Genomic DNA, 16,548 nt, shown 5'->3' on the forward strand with positions numbered 1-16,548 from the left:
CGGGGTTTCCGCATGCTCCGGGCGTGATCCGCACGATCTTCCTTGATGCCGCCGGAACCCTGATCGAACCGGCCGAACCGGTGGCCGCCGTGTACGCCCGCCATTTCTCCGCGGTCGGGTGGCCGGTGACCATGGAGAGGATCGGCCGCGCCTTCCGGGAGGCATTCCAAGTGGCGGGAGATCCCTCCTACGGCTGTCAGGATGGCGGTGACCTTGCCGAGCGGATCTGGTGGAAAGGTGTCGTTGGAGATGTGGCCTGGCGTTGTGGCTTCGATCCGGAAGCGGAGGAGACCACTTTTGAAGAGGTTTTCGCCGGTCTCTTTTCCCACTACGACTCCGGTTCCGCCTGGACGGTTTTTCCGGAGGTGGAGCGGGTGCTCGGGCGCTTCCGGGCCGCAGGCTGCCGCCTCGCCGTGGTCTCGAATTTCGACCTCCGGCTGCATCGCATCCTCCGCGACCTCCGCCTTGGGGAATACTGCAATGCCGTCATCACCTCCGCCGAGGCGTGGGCGCGCAAGCCGGACCCAGCCATCTTCACCGCGGCTCTGCGTGCGCTGGATGCCTGCCCGGACTCCACCGTGCATATCGGTGACAGCCCGACGGCGGATGGCACCGGGGCCGCAACTGCCGGAATCCGTGCCTTCCTCCTCGACCGGCCGCGGGTGACGCTGGAAGATGCTTCGGACTGGATCGCGGGACAAAATTGAGCGAAAATATCTTGCCAATCCGGCGCTGGCCTCATACTCCGTCGCCCGCCCGAAGCGGAAATCCTGCGAGGATAGCTCAGCGGTAGAGCAGTTGGCTTTTAACCAATTGGTCCTGGGTTCAAATCCCAGTCCTCGTACTTTCTGCATCAGGAGCCGCCCGGTTTGTTCGGGCAGGCACGGACGGGGGTATTGCACGTCCGGGAGGATGGCCGGGTGACACGCAGGTGAAGGACCTTCGCCTTGCCGCCCCCTTCGGGATACAGGCGCGGATTTGCCGGACGGTTTCGATGATTCCCGCGGAACTTCATAGTCCGGCGGGATCCGTGGCGGACCCGGTGGTGAACACCAGCCCGCTGAGGACCGGGGTCGCTGTCCCGGCCGGGAGTGTTATCATGCAGCGGCTTTCAAGCCGTCACCTGATGGATGATTCTTCGGGGGTTCCCTCTTCTGCTCCGAGTGCAAAAGGGAACGGTCCGCGAATGCCCCGGTGGCGATCCCCGCCTATTTGGTTGTAGGGGGCAGCACCGTGAAGCCGCGCTTCTTGAAGACTTCGGCGGCTTTGTCTCCCCGGAGAAAGGCGACGAACTGCTTCGACTCTTCCGCGTGCTTCGACTCACGGACCACGGCTGCCGGATAGACGATGGCGGGCGCTTCGTTGGAAGGAGCGGTGAAGACGATCTTCACCTTCTGCGACACGGCGGCATCGGTGCGATAGACGATGGCGGCATCGGCATTGCCCGCTTCCACCGCAGCCAGGGCACCACGGACGTTTTCCGCGCCCACGGTTTTCGGTTGGATCTGGTCCCAGAGTCCGCGTCCGGTGAGCCAGGTTTTCGCATAGACGCCTGCGGGCACGGCGGCTGGATCGGCGATGGAGATGCGCTGGAGCTTCGCAAGATCGGCGGCGGACTGGACGGTGAAGGTGGCGTCGGTGGGGGCGACCACGACGAGCGCATTCGACAGCAAGGGGACGACGGCTTCCTTGGTGACGTGGTTGTTCTTCACCAGTCCGTCCATGGTCTTTTCATCCGCGGAGATGAAGACATCCACCGGAGCGCCGGACTCGATTTGGCGGGCGAGCACGTTGGAACCGGCGAAGACCGGAGTGATGGTGGTGCCGGGATGGCCGTCCTGATAGAGCTTGCCGATCTCGGTAATCGACTCGGCGAGGCTGGCGGCGGCGGCGATCTTGAGTTCATCCGCCCGTCCGAATGGAGCGGCCAGAGTGAGGACGAGAGCGAGCGGGCGGAGCAAGGAGGAGCGCTGCATGGCTACACCTTATATGCGTTCGATCTATTTTTGAAAGTAGAACGGGGTTCAGTCGCGTGAATCCGGTTCATCGGCCGCCAGCATCCGCCGCATGCGGACAAGGGCTGGTGCGGTGGCTTTCTCCGCCGCGGCCACCGCCTGCCGGTACAGGTCCAGCAGTTCCTGCCCAGCGGGAGTGAGGACCGCACCGCCGTGCTGATCGCCACCGCGGCTGAGGGTGACGAGGGGTTTGCGGAAGCGCTCGTTGAGGCCGCGGACCATCTTCCATGCCTTCATGTAGGACATTTCCATCTCCGCGGCGGCCGCGCTGAGGCTGCCGGTGGTCCGGATGCGCTCCAGCAGCTCCGCCTTTCCCGGACCGAAGGCAAGCGGGCCGGACAGCAGCAGGCGGATGGGGCTGTCCGGCGTCATGGAAAGGGGGGAGGGATCAGGCCACCACCAACTGCTCGCGGGTGATGCCACGGAGTTCGAAGACCTTGAGGATGGTGTCCTCGATCAGATTGTTCGGGCAGGAGGCGCCGGCGGTGATGCCGATGGTCACCGGCTGGTCGCCGAGCAGGAGCTGGGAATAGGCGCTGGTGACCTCCTCCTTGTGATGGATGTCGTAGTGGACGATCTGTTCCAGCGATTTCAGGCACGAGGCATCACGGATGAAGAAGGTGGGCAGGTGCTCCTCGCCGATCTCGACCAAGTGGGTGGTATTTGAACTGTTGTAGCCGCCGACGACCAACAGGAGATCCATCTTCTTGTCCAACATCTGGAACAGGGCGTCCTGCCGCTCCTGAGTGGCACCGCAGATGGTGTCGAAGACCTGGAAATTCGCGGCATCGCCGTCTCGATCCACCATCGCGGTACGGACACGGCGTTGGATCTCCTCCGTCTCGCTCTTGAGCATCGTCGTCTGGTTCGCCACACCCACGTGGGCGAGGTGGGCATCGGGATCGAAGCCAGGCGAGATGGCGTCCTGGAACTTGGCGAGGAAGGCTGCCTTGTCCACCTTGCCGCGGATGTAGTCGCAGACGTAGTCGGTATCGGCCAGAGTAAGAATGATGAGGTAGTGGCCCTTGCCATCCTCGCCTTGGGCGCGGGAGGCGGTCGCACGGGTTTCCTCGTGGCCGGCCTTGCCATGGATGATGGAGGTCACTCCTTCCTTGGCGTAGCCGCGGACGCGTCGCCAGACCTTCATCACGTCTCCACAAGTGGTGTCCACGACGTAGCAGCCCTGTTGCTCGATCTTCTCCATGAAGGAGGTGGGGGCGCCGAAGGCAGGGACGATCACCACATCATCCGCGGTGAGGTTGTCGTAGCTGCCGTTCATTTCCTGCCAGGGCAGTGAGACGATGCCCATGTCCACGAGCTGGCGGTTGACCTCGGGGTTGTGGATGATTTCCCCGATCAGGAAAATGCGGCTCTCCGGGAAGACGCGGCGGGCAGCGTAGGCGAGGTCGATGGCGCGTTCGACGCCGTAGCAGAAGCCGAACTGCTGGGCGAGGCGGACGGTGGTGCCGCCCACGGTGAGTTCGCCGCTGTGGTTGCGGATTTTTTCGACGATGCTGGATTGGTAGTGGCGCGCCACTTCGGCGGCGACCAGTTCCATGACCTCGGGACGGCGGACATTGACCCGGGGGCGTTTCGATTTCTCAGCGGCGTCGCTCATTGCTGCGGGGGATATAGACCCGCCCGGGCGGGTCACCAACTCATTTTCCGCGGGGTTTCCGCCCGAGGAAGGGCAGGGAAAGGAGCAGGAACAGCAGAAAGGCAATCCCTTGGAGAGAAAGGAGATACCACGGCCATGGTCCCAGATGGTCGAGCAGGCTGGGATTGGAGGGCTTGCGGGAAGCGAATCCGAAGTTGGAGCCCAGCCAGGTATTCACGCCCAGCGCGCAGAGAATATACACATTCGCCCACATCCACGCCCGGGCCGGACTGCTCCACCACGGGGTACGGGGCCGCCAGCCGTCCGCCAGCGGCAGGAACAGGGCGGTGGCGACAATGGCGAAGTGCTGGATGAAAAAGACCACGAACGGCCATGAGGGAAACCCGATCTGGAGGGCAGGGGTCAGTAGCGCCTGGGTGGTGGCGGCGAGCCCCCAGAAATACGTCAGGTCGCGCAGCGTGCGGCGGTGGGTGAGCAGTGCCAGTCCGGCGATAATGGCTGCCAGATCGCAGAGCTGGAATGGCAGCATGTTGTCGATCCCGGGATCCGCGTGGCCTTTCCACGCCAGCCGGACCATCACGTAAGCGGAGAGGTTGAGGACGGTCAGGATGCCAATCGCGATCCGCTTTGGCTTTCCGCCTTTTCTTCCGGCGATGATCACCGCCGCCGAGATCACCGCGCCGATCGCGAGTGCGATGAAGTGCTGGACGGTGAAGGGGTGGAAGACGGGCACCGGTCAAGCAAAGCGCCTGTTGCGGGCGGTTGCAAGATCCCTGCCGCTAGGACTCCGGAGGAACCGGTGGCTTGCACAGAAACCGGGTGACCAGAGCCGTCCAACCGGTCTGATGGCTGGCTCCGCAGCCGCGGCCGGTATCGCCGTGGAAATACTCGTAAAACAGCACCAGATCCCGCCAGTGGGGATCTTCCGCATAGCGGGCTTCTCCGCCGTGGCAGGGGCGGTGTCCATTGGCATCCGGCAGGACAAGGGAGGCGTGGCGGTGGCTCAGGTCGTCCGCGATTTCCTGCAAGGTGTGCATCGCTCCCGAGCCGGTGGGATACTCCACCTTGAAATCATCGCCATAGAAGTGGTGGTAGCGTTCCAGCGCCTCGATGAGCAGGTAGTTGATCGGAAACCAGACCGGCCCGCGCCAGTTCGAATTCCCGCCGAAGATGTGGGTCACTCCTTCGCCGGGCGCGTAGTTGACCGCGTAGGAGCAGCCATTCTGCTGATGGATGTAGGGATGGTCGCGATGGATTGCGGACATCGAGCGGATGCCATGGGGCGAGAGGAACTCCGCCTCGTCCAGCATGTAGCGGAGCGTGCGGGTCAGGCGCTCCTGCGAGGGGATGGCCAGGAGGCGCTCCTTTTCATGGGAGCACATCGGGCACAGCGTGCTCTGCTGGACCAGCTCCGGATGGTGGTCGATGAACCACCGCATGCGCTTGGTGAAGGAGGGCAGCTTCCGGAGTTGTTCTTCCTCAAGCACCGTGACGGCAATGATCGGCAGCAGGCCCACCAGCGAGCGCACGCGCAGCGGGATGCTGTGGTCACCGAGATTGAGTTCATCGTAGTAAAATCCATCCTGCTCGTCCCACAGGCCCTTGTCGTCGAAGTTGTTGATGGCTTCCGTGATGTGGACGAAGTGCTCGAAGAATTTCGAGGCGAGATCCTCGTAGACGCGGTTTTCCTGTGCCAGCTCCAGCGCCATCGAGAGCATGGTGATGCAGTAGAACGCCATCCAGGCGGTGCCATCGGCCTGATCGATGTAGCCGCCTCCGGGGATGGGCTTCGAGCGGTCGAACACGCCGATGTTGTCGAGCCCGAGGAAGCCGCCCTGGAAGAGGTTGTTGCCCTTCTCGTCCTTGCGGTTGACCCACCAGGTGAAGTTCAACAGCAGTTTCTGGAAAACGCTTTCGAGGAAAAACCTGTCGCGGCTGCCGCGCTGGCCGGTGATCTTGTAGATGCGCCACGCGGCCCATGCGTGGACGGGCGGATTGACCGCGGCGAAGTCGTATTCATAGGCGGGCAGTTCGCCGTTCGGGTGCATGTACCATTCCCGTAGTAGCAAGCCGAGCTGCCACTTGGCGAAGTCCGGATCGATGTCCGCCATCGGAATCATATGGAAGGCCAGATCCCACGCGGCGAACCACGGATATTCCCACTTGTCCGGCATCGAGAGCACGTCGTGGCAATAGACGTGATCCCAGTTGCAGTTGCGGCTCTTGAGCCGGGCGGCGGGTGGTGGCGGCCCGGCGGGATCACCTTCCAGCCAGTATTTCACCACGTAGTGGTAGTACTGCTTGCTCCAAAGCAGTCCGGCATAGGCCTGGCGGGCTTCGGCTCCGGCCTTGGAGTAGAATTCGTCCGCCTCGCGGATGCGGTCGGTGAAAACGGTTTCCGCATCCGGAGCGGGCTCGCCATCGAGCGTCAGGCGCAGGTGGACGACACGGGTTTCACCGGCCGCGAGTTCGAAGCGGAAGTGAGGCGCGCACTTGGTGCCGGTGTTCGCGGAGTTTACCGCGCCAGCTTCGCCGTGGATGACATGACGGTGGAAAGCATCCTTCACGTGCGGAGTCCGATTCGGTTGATCCCACAGGCGTTGTGCGTTCGTGTCGTTTTCCGTGAACAGCACCGGCACGTCCGCATCGAAGGTGAAGCGGTATTCGCCGAGAGTCGCATGGGAGGCGCGGATCACGCCCGGGCTCTCCAACCACAGCCGGGGCTTGGGCGGCGGCTCCTTCCAACCCCAGCTCCAGACATTGCGGAACCAGAGGTTTGGCAGGAGGTGGAGCGTTGCGGCTTCCGGCCCGCGGTTTGCCAGCGTGATGCGGATGCAGATGTCGTCCGGGCTACCCTTCGCATACTCGATGAAGACATCGTGATAGCGGTTTTCATCGAAGACGCCCGTCTCGGAGAGTTCGTATTCGCGCCGGATCAGTTCATCGCGGCGGCGGCCGTTTTCCTGGACGAGGGCATCGTAGGGAAAGGCGGCGTGCGGATACTTGTAGAGGGCTTTCGCGTAGGAATGCGTGGGCGTGGAATCGAGGTAGTAGTAGCACTCCTTCACATCCTCGCCGTGGTTGCCCTCGAGCCCGGTGAGGCCGAACAAGCGTTCCTTGAGAATCGGATCACGGCCATTCCATAGAGCCAGTGAGAAACACAGGCGGCATTCGCGGTCGGTGAAGCCCAGCAGGCCGTCTTCACCCCAGCGATAGGCGCGGCTGCGCGCGTGATCGTGAGGGAATGAATTCCACGCCTCGCCGTCCGCGGAATAGTCTTCGCGCACCGTGGCCCATTGACGTTCGCTCAGATACGGACCCCAGCGTTTCCAGTTATGGATGCGCTTGCAGTCTTCATCGAGTCGGATCTCTTCGGCGGACATGGGTCAATGAGGATAGATCAGCAGGACGATCCACAGGGCGAGAAAGATCGCCGGGATGAAAACCGGCGCGGCAAGCCCGAGCAGACGGATGGGGGCATGATTGATGATCGGCAGATCCTCCGGACCGCAGATGGCGTTCGCCTCCCGGCGCAGGATCGACAGTGACCAGATCGCACCCCACAGCGCCAGCCAGATGAGGGAGATGCAGGCGATGCCACCGAGCGGGATCACACGGACCAGCAGATGGTTCGCCTCCAGATAACCGCCACCGGCGAACTCCTTCGGGGCATTGAGCGAGATCGCGAACGCGCTGAGAAGAAATGCCTGAGAACTCACCAGCCACGACAGGCGCTGGTTGATCAGCGAGTGCTCGTTCTCGATGCGGCGGCGGATGGCTTCGAGCTTGGGGTTCATGGAAGAGGGACGCCGTGCGGGCGGAACGGTGGTCTGAGGAACTTTACTGGGATGACCACTGATTACACTGATTGTACTGATTTTGAAGACATCTGCCGGATTCTTCTCTTCATCAGTACCATCAGTGGTTTCAGATCCAAATCAGATCGGGGCCGTCAATCACAGGAAGAGAATTCAGCCTCCGGTTTCAAATCCCGGGTAGAGGGTCATGCCGCCATCCACGAACAAGGTGATGCCGTGGACATAGTCGGAGTCGTCGCTGGCCAGCCACACGGCGGCGCGACCTATGTCCACTGGTTCGCCGATGCGCTTGTAGGGCACCAGCTTCATCAATGCGGCGTAGTGCTCGGGCGTGTCCCACGCGGCGGTGTTGATCGGCGTGCGGATCGCACCGGGCGCGATCGAGTTCACACGGATGCGCCAAGGCGCGACCTCCTGTGCGATGCTTTTCATCATCAGCATCACGCCGCCCTTGGAACTGGCGTAGTTCACATGTCCTGCCCACGGGATCACTTCGTGAACGGAACTCATGCAGATGATTTTTCCGGCGGCGCAGGAGATTTCCGGACGTACGCCGCGTTTCTTGAATTCACGCACCGCCTCGCGGGCGCAGAGGAACTGGCCGGTGAGGTTCACGTCGATGACCTTCTGCCACTGGGCCAAGGTCATGTCGATGAACGGCGAATCCACCTGGAGTCCGGCGTTGTTGACCAGGATGTCCAGCGTGCCGAACTCGGCACGGACCGCGTCGAACATCGACAGCACGTCCTCCTCCTTGGAAACGTCCGCCTTCACGGCGAAGGCATGCGAACCGGACGATTCGATTTCCTTCACGACTTCCAAGGCGGCGTCTTCCTTGGACGAATAGTTCACGGCGACATTCGCCCCGGCCTGGCCGAGACAGACCGCCACCGCGCGACCAATGCCGGAGCTGGCTCCGGTGACAAGGGCGGTCTGGCCTTCGAGGTGACGCCGGGGCGGCACATTGGGTGCTACGGCCCGGGGATAATCCTGATGATGCGGATGGGGTGGGACGGGATCCGACATGCGGCACCCCTACACATGGAACCGCGGAAAAGCGAGGAGGGTTTGGTTAGAAAGCCGTCAGATTTCCGTCGGAGGTTTGTCAGGGGATGAAGCGGGACTCAGCCGAGAATGTAGGTATCCGTCCCCACATTCATGCCACACGAGTAGCAAGCCTTGGCATCGCTTGCGATGAGCGTACCGCAGGAAGGGCAGTGCAATGTGTGCTCGGCCTCCTGTTTCGGATGTTCCTTGGAGAGTTGTTCAAGGAACGCCTGAGGGGACAGGTTCGATTGGTCCGCGAGGTGTTCGATCAGGGCCCGGTTCAGGGCTCGCAGATGTTCGACCTGGGTTTCGAGGCTTTGGATGCGGCTGCCGACGTCGGTGAGATCGGGAGCCGAATGATTGATTTGGATCTGTTTGTAGACCTCCGTCAGGGACGGGCGGAACATTTTCATGCCCATGTCCGGAGGGTCTCCGGAAACAAGGATCTCCGCAATTACAAGGATCCGGAAATTTGCCAGCCGTTACTTCACCTCCGGAGCGGGGACTGGTGCCGGTTTGCCGGTGGTGAATTGGAGCAGTTCGGGAGGCGCTTTTTTCCAGAGATCGGGAACGGAAGTGCTGGAGACGGCGCGGAAACCGAGATCGGTTTTTTCGTAGAGATGCAGGACCGAGCGGCCGTCGTAGACCCAGATCTCGGACGGCGGTCGGAATTGCACGGCCCACTGGCCCGGCTTGACCGGCATGCCGGAGGTCGAGGTGCCAGTGGTGCTTTCACGGCCCTCCGAGACGAACGTGACCTTCACGCCGAGGGCGTCGTCCTTGATTTTCGTCAACTCGATCCTGGTGCCGGACTTGGCCTCGGTGGTGGTGCCGAAGTCGCGGAGCAAGGGTTCCGCGGCGTGGCTGGGAACACACGCCAGCAAAATTGGCAGAACGATGGCGAAGGGTTTCATCCTTGGTTTACGCCGTCACCGCGCCGCGGTCGTCGTTCAGCCCGCTCTTCTCGAGGAAGTAGTCGTAGCCGCCGGCGTAGCGGGTGACGGTGCCGTTGTTGATGTGCAGCGTGGTTTCCGCGAGCGTGCGGATGAAGTGAACATCGTGGGAGATGAAGACCAGCGTGCCCTCGTAGCTCTTGAGCGCATTCACCAGCGAGTCGATGGAGAGGATGTCCAAGTGGGTGGTCGGCTCGTCCATCAGCAGCAGGTTCGGCGGATCGGTGAGGAACTTCACGAGGTTCAGTCGTGACTTTTCACCTCCGGAGAGAACGCCGCAGCGCTTCTCCACATCGGTGCGGCGGAAGAGGAAGGAACCGAGAATCGAGCGGGCTTCGTCTTCGCGGAGGGTCGGGCAGGACGCCATCACCTCTTCCAGCACGGTGTTGTCTTCATTGAGGGACTCCGAGCGGTGCTGCGAGTAGTAGCCGAGCTTGGTGGCGTAGCCGACTTCGCGCTTTCCGCCGTTGATCGGCAGCACTCCGGCGAGAATCTTGATGAGGGTCGATTTACCCGCGCCGTTCGGGCCGACGAGTACGATCTTTTCGCCGCGCTCCAAGGTGAGATCGAGATCCTTGTAGATCTGCTTCTCACCGTACGCTTGGGAAACCTTGGTGAGCTCCATGACCTTCTGGTTGGAACGCTGTGGCTGCGGGAAGGCGAACTTGAAGGGCTTCCGTGGAGCACGCGGCTTTTCGATGCGCTCCAGTTTCTCAAGCTGTTTCACACGGCTCTGGACCTGTGCGGCCTTCGACGTGACCTGGCGGAAGCGGTCGATGAACTCCTGGGTTGCCTCGATTTCCTTCTGCTGGTTCCGGTAGGCTTGGAGCTGCTGCTCGTAGCGCTGCTCGCGCTGTTCGAGATAACTGCCGTAGTTGCCGGTGTAGGTGATGAGCTTCTGGGCATCCGGGTCGATCTCGACGACGCTTTCGACGAGCTCGTCCATGAAGTCGCGGTCGTGGGAGATCATCAGGATCGCGCCGGAGTAGTTCCGCAGATAGCGCTGGAGCCAGAGCAGGGAGAGCAGGTCGAGGTGGTTCGTCGGCTCGTCCAGCATCAGCAGGTCCGGCTCCATGACCAGGAGGCGGGCGAGATAGGCGCGCATGATCCAGCCGCCGGAGTATTCGCGGGCGGGCTTGTGGAAATCCGTCTCCTTGTAGCCGAGGCCGGCGAGGATCTTCTTCGCCTTCGGCTCGAGCTGGTAACCGTTGAGGTGGGTGAACTGGTCCTGGGCGGCAGCGTAGTCCGGGTGGCCGTGGTCGCCCTTGGCCTCATGCTCGCGCATGGTGCGGAGGATATTCACCATTTCCGGGGTGATGCCGATGGCGATCTCCAGAATGGTTTCATCGCCCGGGTCGCCAGCTTCCTGTTCGAGGTAGCCGGTGATGGCGTATTCGTCACGCTCGATCGTGCCTTCATCCTGGCTGTCCTCGCCGAGGATCATGCGGAAGAGGGTCGATTTGCCGGCGCCGTTCGGACCGACGAGGGCGACGCGTTCGCCCCAGTTGATGGTCATTTCGGCTCCGCGGAACAGGGTGCGTCCGCCGAGGGTCTTGGTGAGCTTGTGAATGCTGAGCACGGCGGGGATGTAGGGCCGGGCGGGCCGGGTGCCAAGTTTCAAGTTCCGCCGTGAGAAATCCGCATGGGATTGGAAATCAGTTGTCGTCCTGGTGGCTGGAGCCTCGGGTATAGGGATCGGACGGATCCGGGAACGACGAGAAGATGTCCCCCACGGCTCCGGCGATTTCGAGGATGAGTTCCAGCAGGGGCTCCAGTGTCATGGCGGTTTCGTTATTGTCCCGGGGAACACCGTGGAACCATTGGAAATCCGGCCCGCGATTCCACGGGCGTCTCACAGTTAGGCGGTCCGGACGGATTTTGGATTTTCATCCCGGGTCCAAATGCCAAAATGGGGGATGCAGACACGTCGTGAATGGCTGAAACTCACGGGGGCCGGACTTTTCACCACCTTGGCCGGATGCGCTTCCTCGCAGGCCGCAGATGCCCCTGCGGCGGGCGGTCTGGGCGCGGTGGCGACCCGCAATGGGGCCAAGGGCTGGGCGCTGTGGGACGGTCATTCCAAGGTTGCGAGCTGGCATACGGATGAACGCAGTGGCTCGCTCAGCATCACGAAGACCCTTGCCGGTCTTGCCGTGACCAAGGCGGTCTCACAGGGGAAAATGTCTCTGGATGAGCCCGCCTACCACACCCTGACCGAGTGGAAGGGCGATGCGGCCAAGCAGCAGATCACCCCGCGCATGCTGCTCCAGCAGGTCTCCGGTCTTGAGAACGGTGGGAATGCCCTCTACCGCCCGGTCGTTCAGGACAAGGGCAAGGCTGCACTCAGCCTGAAGGTGGTGAACCAACCCGGCACGTTTTTCCGCTATGGGGCTTCCCACTGGGAAGTACTGGCGGAGTATCTGAACCGCCGTCTCGGCGGCGGGAACGCTCTCGAGAAGCACCTGAGCCGCAATGTGCTCAATTCGATCGGTCTGGAATCCCCCGAATGGCGGTCGGACCTGAAGGGGCGCTTCTACCTCTCCACCGGCACGAAGTTCACCGTGGAGGACCTCGGGCGGCTCGGTCGGACCTTGGCGAAGTTGTTGCGCGGAGAGAATGCCGATGGCTTTGATGCCGGGGTGTTCGCCAATGTGACACGCCCGTCGAATGCGAATCCGATGTTCGGTGGCGGCCTGTGGAGGAATGTCCAGGTGCGGCGCGGTGGCGCGCACGGGATCGAGGTGGAGGACTCCATCGAACCGGCACCGGCAGGTGGTTTCTGGCCGGGGGCCTGCCTTTCCACGCGGAATCCGGCGGATCTGGTCGGCCTGATCGGCTCGTCCGGCCAGCGGGTGTTCATCTGGCCCTCGCGGAACCGCGTGTTCGCACGCCTTGGTGGCTCGCGGACCTGGAAGGACCGTCCGCTGCTGGAGACGCTGGCGTGAGCCTCACCGTACCGGCGGCATCCGCAGGGTGAAGGTCGTGCCTCTGCCGAGCGTGCTATCCACTGTGAGGGAAGCTCCGTGGGCATCCGCGATACGTTTGCAGATGGCCAGCCCGAGACCCGCGCCGCCGGTGGAGCGGTTGCGCGAGGCATCGGCGCGGTAGAAGCGCTCGAACAAATGCGGCAGATGCTCGGCGGCGATACCAGGGCCGGTGTCGCTGATCGTGAGAATCGCGCCGCCTGCATCCAGACGGGTGCGGACGCGGACCTCCGCGCCCTCCGGGCTGTACTTCACCGCATTGGTGAGCAGGTTCATGATGATCTGCGCGAGCTGGTCGGAATTGCCGCGGCAGGGGGAGGAGCAGAGATCCTCCGATAGACGGATGTTTTTCTCCGCGGCCATCACTTCCATCAGGTGGATGTGATCACGGGCCAGATCGGCCAGATCGCAGGAGCGTACTTCCGTTTCGTGGGGAGCGGCATCGAGGACGGAGAGTTGCAGCAGCGATTCGATCAGGCCGTGCATGCGCTTCGCGGCGCGCTGGCAGATTTCGAAGGCCGCCTTGTAGTCGCTCGGGCTGCGTTCCTTCGAAAGCGCGAGCTGGGCCTGGCCGAGGATGATCGAGACGGGGGTGCGGAGTTCATGCGCGGCGTCCGAGGTGAAGCGGGCCTGCTCGTCGAAGGCGGTATCGAGGCGTTGGAAGGTCGTGTCCAAGAGGGTGGCGAGCTTGCCGAGTTCGCTTTCGGTTTCCTCGGTGCGGATGCGTTCATCGAAATGACCGGCGGCAATACGGGTGGCGGCCGCGCTGATGTGGGCAATGGGGCGCATGGCCCGCGACGCGATCCACCAGCCGATGGCGAGTCCGGCGACGAGCACGCTGCCGCCGGTGCCCGCCAGCTTCCAGGCGAAGTCGTTCATCTCACGGTGGATGCCCGCCATCGAGATGCCAGCCAGCAGACATTCGCCGGGCGGAGTAAACAGGAAAGCCTCGCGGAATCCTTCGCGGGTGCGGATGCCCTTCGCGAAGGCAGGATCATCGGCGGGAGGCCGGATCACTCCGGTGGGCGCGGCGGCGGAGGTATCCAGCAGCGAGCCATGTCTCGTCCATGTCACATAGTAGTAGGGGAGGGCGTCCTTCGGATTGAACAAGGCGTTCATCTGGGCGTTGCGGAATCCCGGCGGAGGGCCCGCAGGTCCACGGTGCTCATCGGGTCGGCCATCGCGCTTGGGAGGCGGGTTGCGGTTCGGATCGTCACGCGGTGGCCCGCCCTCCATGCCCGGTTCATCATCGAGAGGCAGCCATTCCTCATCGTCGGGGCCGGGCTTGTTGGCTACGGCGGGAAGATTGCCATCGTCGGGGCGGGGGCCTTGCCCGCGAGGCTGGCGGCCATCCATAGGACCCGCACCACCCCGTGGCGGACCATTGCCTCCGCCGCCGCCCTGCGTCAATGCGGAGCCGAGCGCGGAGAGGCGGAGTTCCAGTTCATGATCCGTCATCCGCAGGAGATTCGCATGCTCCAACCGATAGGCGGTCACACAAAATCCACCGATGACGGTGAGCAGCAGCAGGCCGTGCCATGCCTGGATGCGCCAGCGGATGGATTTTCTCAAACTCATGCCTCGATGCTGTAGCCTTGGCCGCGGAGGGTGGTGATGAAGGCGGCTCCGAATTTTTTCCGCAGGTTGAAGACGTGGACATCCACGAGATTGGACATCGGGGTGTCATTCTCATCGTGGAGGTGCTCGTAGAGATCGGTGCGGCTGACGATCTTGCCGCGGCGGGAAACCATGAACTCCAGCAGCGCGTACTCACGGCCGGTGAGGGCCACGGGTTGCCCGCCCAGCGTGGCCTTGCGCGCGGAAGTGTCCACCTCCACCTCGCCCACGCGGATCAGGTGGCTGGCATCCCCCTGCGAGCGGCGGATCAGGGCGCGGACGCGCGCGGCCAGCTCATCCAGATCCACCGGCTTGAGAATGTAATCGTCCGCTCCACTATCGAGGCCTTGGATGCGGTCGTTCACTTTGGTCCGGGCGGTGAGCATCAGCACCGGCGTTTTTTTCTTTTGGCGGAGGCGCTTCAGAACCTCGAAGCCATCCATGCGGGGCAGCATCACATCGAGGATGATGGCGTCGTAGTCCCATTCGACCGCCTTGTAGAGGGCCTCCTCGCCATCGGCGGCTTCATCCACGGCATGGCCTTCCTCGCGCATCGCCTGGACCAGGGTGCCGAGGAGGTCGGGTTCGTCTTCAACAACAAGCACTCGCATTCGGGGCGGACTGTATCAGGGCTCCATTAAGACACGATGAATATGTGGGGAGCGGCAGCGGGCCCCGTTCACGCTGGCTTAATGAACCCTGTGGCAGGGTAGCGGCGTTCGTGAAAGTTCCCTCCATCCTTTTCACCGCCATCCTCGCGGGGTTGTCCTGCGCGGAGGCCCAGCACCGGCTCGACGTGGAAGTCATGCCGTGCTTCGGCCCCGCGCCGCTCGCCTTCGACACCCTGGGTCTGGAAACCGGGACACACAGGAGTGTTTCCGTGACCCGATGTGACCTGTTGTTGTCCGCAGCCGCGTTGCAACGCGAGGATGGCGGCTGGATCGGCATGGAGAAATGGTCCGCGTATCTCGGCATGCGCGAGGGCAAGACGCGCTTCGCGCTGCCTAATATCCCGGAGGGGAAGTTCAAGCGGCTGCGGTTTCACATCGGCCTCTCGTCGCAGATGAACCATGGCGATCCCTCCCGGCATGCACCGCGGCATCCGCTCAATCCATTGGTCAATGGCATGCACTGGGGATGGCAGGGAGGTTATGTGTTCGCTGCTTTGGAAGGACGCTGGCGTGGTGCGGATGGAGCGATGGGCGGCTATTCCTATCACCTCGCGAACGACGAGCATCTGATGACGGTGGAGCTACCGGTGACGCTGGATCTCACCCGTGATCAAACGCTGCATTTGACGCTGGATCTCCGGGCCGTGCTCAAGGATGTGGAGATGGCCGAGGACAACTCGACCACGCATTCGCGTCCCGGCGATGGTCTGGCCGGTGAGATATGCACGAAGTTGTCCGCCGCGTTCAGCGTCGGGAACATTTCTCCGACACCGAGCCGTGCGGAGGTTGCGACCAAGGTGAATGCCCGCATCGCCGAGGGAGCCACACCGTATCGCTTCACCTATCCCGCCGGATTCCCGCGGCCGGATCTGCCGGTGGACAATCCTTTGACCGAGGAGGGCGTCGTGTTTGGAAGGAAGCTGTTCCATGACACGCGGCTCAGTGGCAATGGCACACAGTCCTGTGCCTCGTGCCACATCGCGGAGCAGGGGTTGAGCGATCCCCGGCGGTACAGCATCGGTGCGTTCGGTGACAAGGGCACGCGCCAGGCGATGCCGTTGTTCAATCTCGCGTGGAAGTCTTCCTATTTCTGGGACGGGCGTGCGCCGACTCTCCGGGCGCAAGTGCTCCAGCCGATCGGGAATCCGATCGAGATGCATGCGTCGCTGCCGCAGGTTGTGGGACGATTGTCCGTGGATGCCGAATATCGTTCGATGGCGCTGGCCGCGTTCGGTTCGGAAGCGATCGACAGCGATGCGGTCGCGCGGGCTCTGGAGCAATTCCTGCTGACCCTGGTATCCGCCGACTCGAAGTTCGATCGTGCGATGCGGGGAGAGGAAGTGTTGACGGAGGAGGAAGAGCGCGGCGCGCGTCTTTTCAACACGGAATACGACCCAGGCCGCGGTCGGCGCGGTGCGGACTGCTTTCACTGCCATGGCGGCCCGATGTTCCAGAGCATGGCCTTCGCGAACAACGGCCTTGATGCCGGACCGAAGGATGCTGGACGTTCGATGGTCACGGGCTTTTCGGGAGATCGCGGCAAGTTCGCGGTGCCGACGATGCGCAACATCGCGCTCACCGCGCCCTACATGCATGACGGACGCTTCGCGACGCTGGAGGAAGTGATCGGGCATTACAGCCGCGGCGTCGCCCGCAGTGACACGCTCGATGCGAACCTCGCGAAACATCCCGTGGGCGGCATCGATCTCTCCCCCGCGGACAAGCGCGCTCTCGTCGCCTTCCTCCGGACTCTAACTGATGAACATTTCCCAACAGGAAAATGAGCCGTTCACGCTGGCTTAATCGTCCTTCTGACACACTCACG

General features: G+C 62.7%; 16 protein-coding genes and 1 tRNA gene. 4 read left to right on the forward strand and 13 right to left on the reverse strand.

The window, feature by feature from the left end:
* Positions 1–23 precede the first annotated feature (23 nt).
* Both KBB96_RS00380 and KBB96_RS00385 read left to right on the forward strand, forming a co-directional pair.
* Positions 24–707, forward strand: coding sequence for an HAD-IA family hydrolase (locus KBB96_RS00380; RefSeq protein ID WP_211631510.1), 684 nt, complete (start codon positions 24–26; stop codon positions 705–707).
* Between the two features lie 65 nt (positions 708–772).
* A tRNA-Lys gene (locus tag KBB96_RS00385) sits at positions 773–844 on the forward strand.
* 364 nt (positions 845–1,208) lie between these two features.
* On the opposite strand, the gene modA is transcribed toward KBB96_RS00385, so the two are convergent.
* The 11 genes from modA to KBB96_RS21120 form a co-directional block, all read right to left on the reverse strand.
* On the reverse strand, positions 1,209–1,976 hold the full coding sequence (modA, locus tag KBB96_RS00390; RefSeq protein ID WP_211631511.1) for a molybdate ABC transporter substrate-binding protein: 768 nt from the start codon (positions 1,974–1,976) through the stop codon (positions 1,209–1,211).
* Between the two features lie 48 nt (positions 1,977–2,024).
* Entirely contained in the window at positions 2,025–2,387 is a 363-nt protein-coding gene (locus KBB96_RS00395) for a winged helix-turn-helix domain-containing protein (protein WP_211631512.1), read from the reverse strand.
* A 16-nt stretch (positions 2,388–2,403) separates the two neighbouring features.
* Entirely contained in the window at positions 2,404–3,633 is a 1,230-nt protein-coding gene (locus KBB96_RS00400) for a 4-hydroxy-3-methylbut-2-enyl diphosphate reductase (protein ID WP_211631513.1), read from the reverse strand.
* A 40-nt stretch (positions 3,634–3,673) separates the two neighbouring features.
* The gene (locus tag KBB96_RS00405; RefSeq protein ID WP_211631514.1) at positions 3,674–4,366 is read right to left on the reverse strand and encodes a YwaF family protein; all 693 of its coding nucleotides are present in this window, start codon (positions 4,364–4,366) and stop codon (positions 3,674–3,676) included.
* Between the two features lie 46 nt (positions 4,367–4,412).
* Positions 4,413–7,016: an MGH1-like glycoside hydrolase domain-containing protein gene (locus KBB96_RS00410; RefSeq protein ID WP_211631515.1), complete on the reverse strand. Its 2,604-nt coding sequence runs from the start codon at positions 7,014–7,016 to the stop codon at positions 4,413–4,415.
* A 3-nt stretch (positions 7,017–7,019) separates the two neighbouring features.
* Positions 7,020–7,430, reverse strand: coding sequence for a hypothetical protein (locus tag KBB96_RS00415; RefSeq protein WP_211631516.1), 411 nt, complete (start codon positions 7,428–7,430; stop codon positions 7,020–7,022).
* 174 nt (positions 7,431–7,604) lie between these two features.
* Positions 7,605–8,477 carry an SDR family oxidoreductase gene (locus tag KBB96_RS00420; RefSeq protein ID WP_211631517.1) on the reverse strand — a complete coding sequence of 291 codons (873 nt, stop codon included), beginning with the start codon at positions 8,475–8,477 and terminating at the stop codon, positions 7,605–7,607.
* Positions 8,478–8,575: 98 nt separating this feature from the next.
* Positions 8,576–8,905: a zinc ribbon domain-containing protein gene (locus KBB96_RS00425; protein WP_211631518.1), complete on the reverse strand. Its 330-nt coding sequence runs from the start codon at positions 8,903–8,905 to the stop codon at positions 8,576–8,578.
* A gap of 75 nt (positions 8,906–8,980) precedes the next feature.
* On the reverse strand, positions 8,981–9,412 hold the full coding sequence (locus KBB96_RS00430; RefSeq protein ID WP_211631519.1) for a hypothetical protein: 432 nt from the start codon (positions 9,410–9,412) through the stop codon (positions 8,981–8,983).
* A gap of 7 nt (positions 9,413–9,419) precedes the next feature.
* Positions 9,420–11,072 carry a ribosomal protection-like ABC-F family protein gene (gene abc-f / locus KBB96_RS00435; protein ID WP_226373603.1) on the reverse strand — a complete coding sequence of 551 codons (1,653 nt, stop codon included), beginning with the start codon at positions 11,070–11,072 and terminating at the stop codon, positions 9,420–9,422.
* 34 nt (positions 11,073–11,106) lie between these two features.
* Positions 11,107–11,232: a hypothetical protein gene (locus tag KBB96_RS21120; protein WP_264176981.1), complete on the reverse strand. Its 126-nt coding sequence runs from the start codon at positions 11,230–11,232 to the stop codon at positions 11,107–11,109.
* A 135-nt stretch (positions 11,233–11,367) separates the two neighbouring features.
* Here KBB96_RS21120 and KBB96_RS00440 point away from each other — a divergent pair, with 135 nt between their 5' ends.
* The gene (locus tag KBB96_RS00440; RefSeq protein ID WP_211631520.1) at positions 11,368–12,396 is read left to right on the forward strand and encodes a serine hydrolase domain-containing protein; all 1,029 of its coding nucleotides are present in this window, start codon (positions 11,368–11,370) and stop codon (positions 12,394–12,396) included.
* A gap of 3 nt (positions 12,397–12,399) precedes the next feature.
* Here the strand turns inward: KBB96_RS00440 and KBB96_RS00445 are convergent, their stop codons facing one another.
* Together KBB96_RS00445 and KBB96_RS00450 are read right to left on the reverse strand one after the other, a co-directional pair.
* Entirely contained in the window at positions 12,400–14,013 is a 1,614-nt protein-coding gene (locus KBB96_RS00445; RefSeq protein WP_211631521.1) for a sensor histidine kinase, read from the reverse strand.
* Positions 14,010–14,663: a response regulator transcription factor gene (locus KBB96_RS00450; protein WP_211631522.1), complete on the reverse strand. Its 654-nt coding sequence runs from the start codon at positions 14,661–14,663 to the stop codon at positions 14,010–14,012. The genes KBB96_RS00445 and KBB96_RS00450 overlap by 4 nt, the downstream gene beginning before the upstream one ends.
* 110 nt (positions 14,664–14,773) lie before the next feature.
* On the opposite strand from KBB96_RS00450, the gene KBB96_RS00455 reads away from it, so the two are divergent.
* Positions 14,774–16,507, forward strand: a complete 1,734-nt coding sequence (locus KBB96_RS00455; protein ID WP_211631523.1) for an MbnP family protein — start codon at positions 14,774–14,776, stop codon at positions 16,505–16,507.
* Positions 16,508–16,548 lie beyond the last annotated feature (41 nt).

This window comes from Luteolibacter ambystomatis (genome assembly GCF_018137965.1).
Lineage (GTDB): Bacteria > Verrucomicrobiota > Verrucomicrobiia > Verrucomicrobiales > Akkermansiaceae > Luteolibacter > Luteolibacter ambystomatis.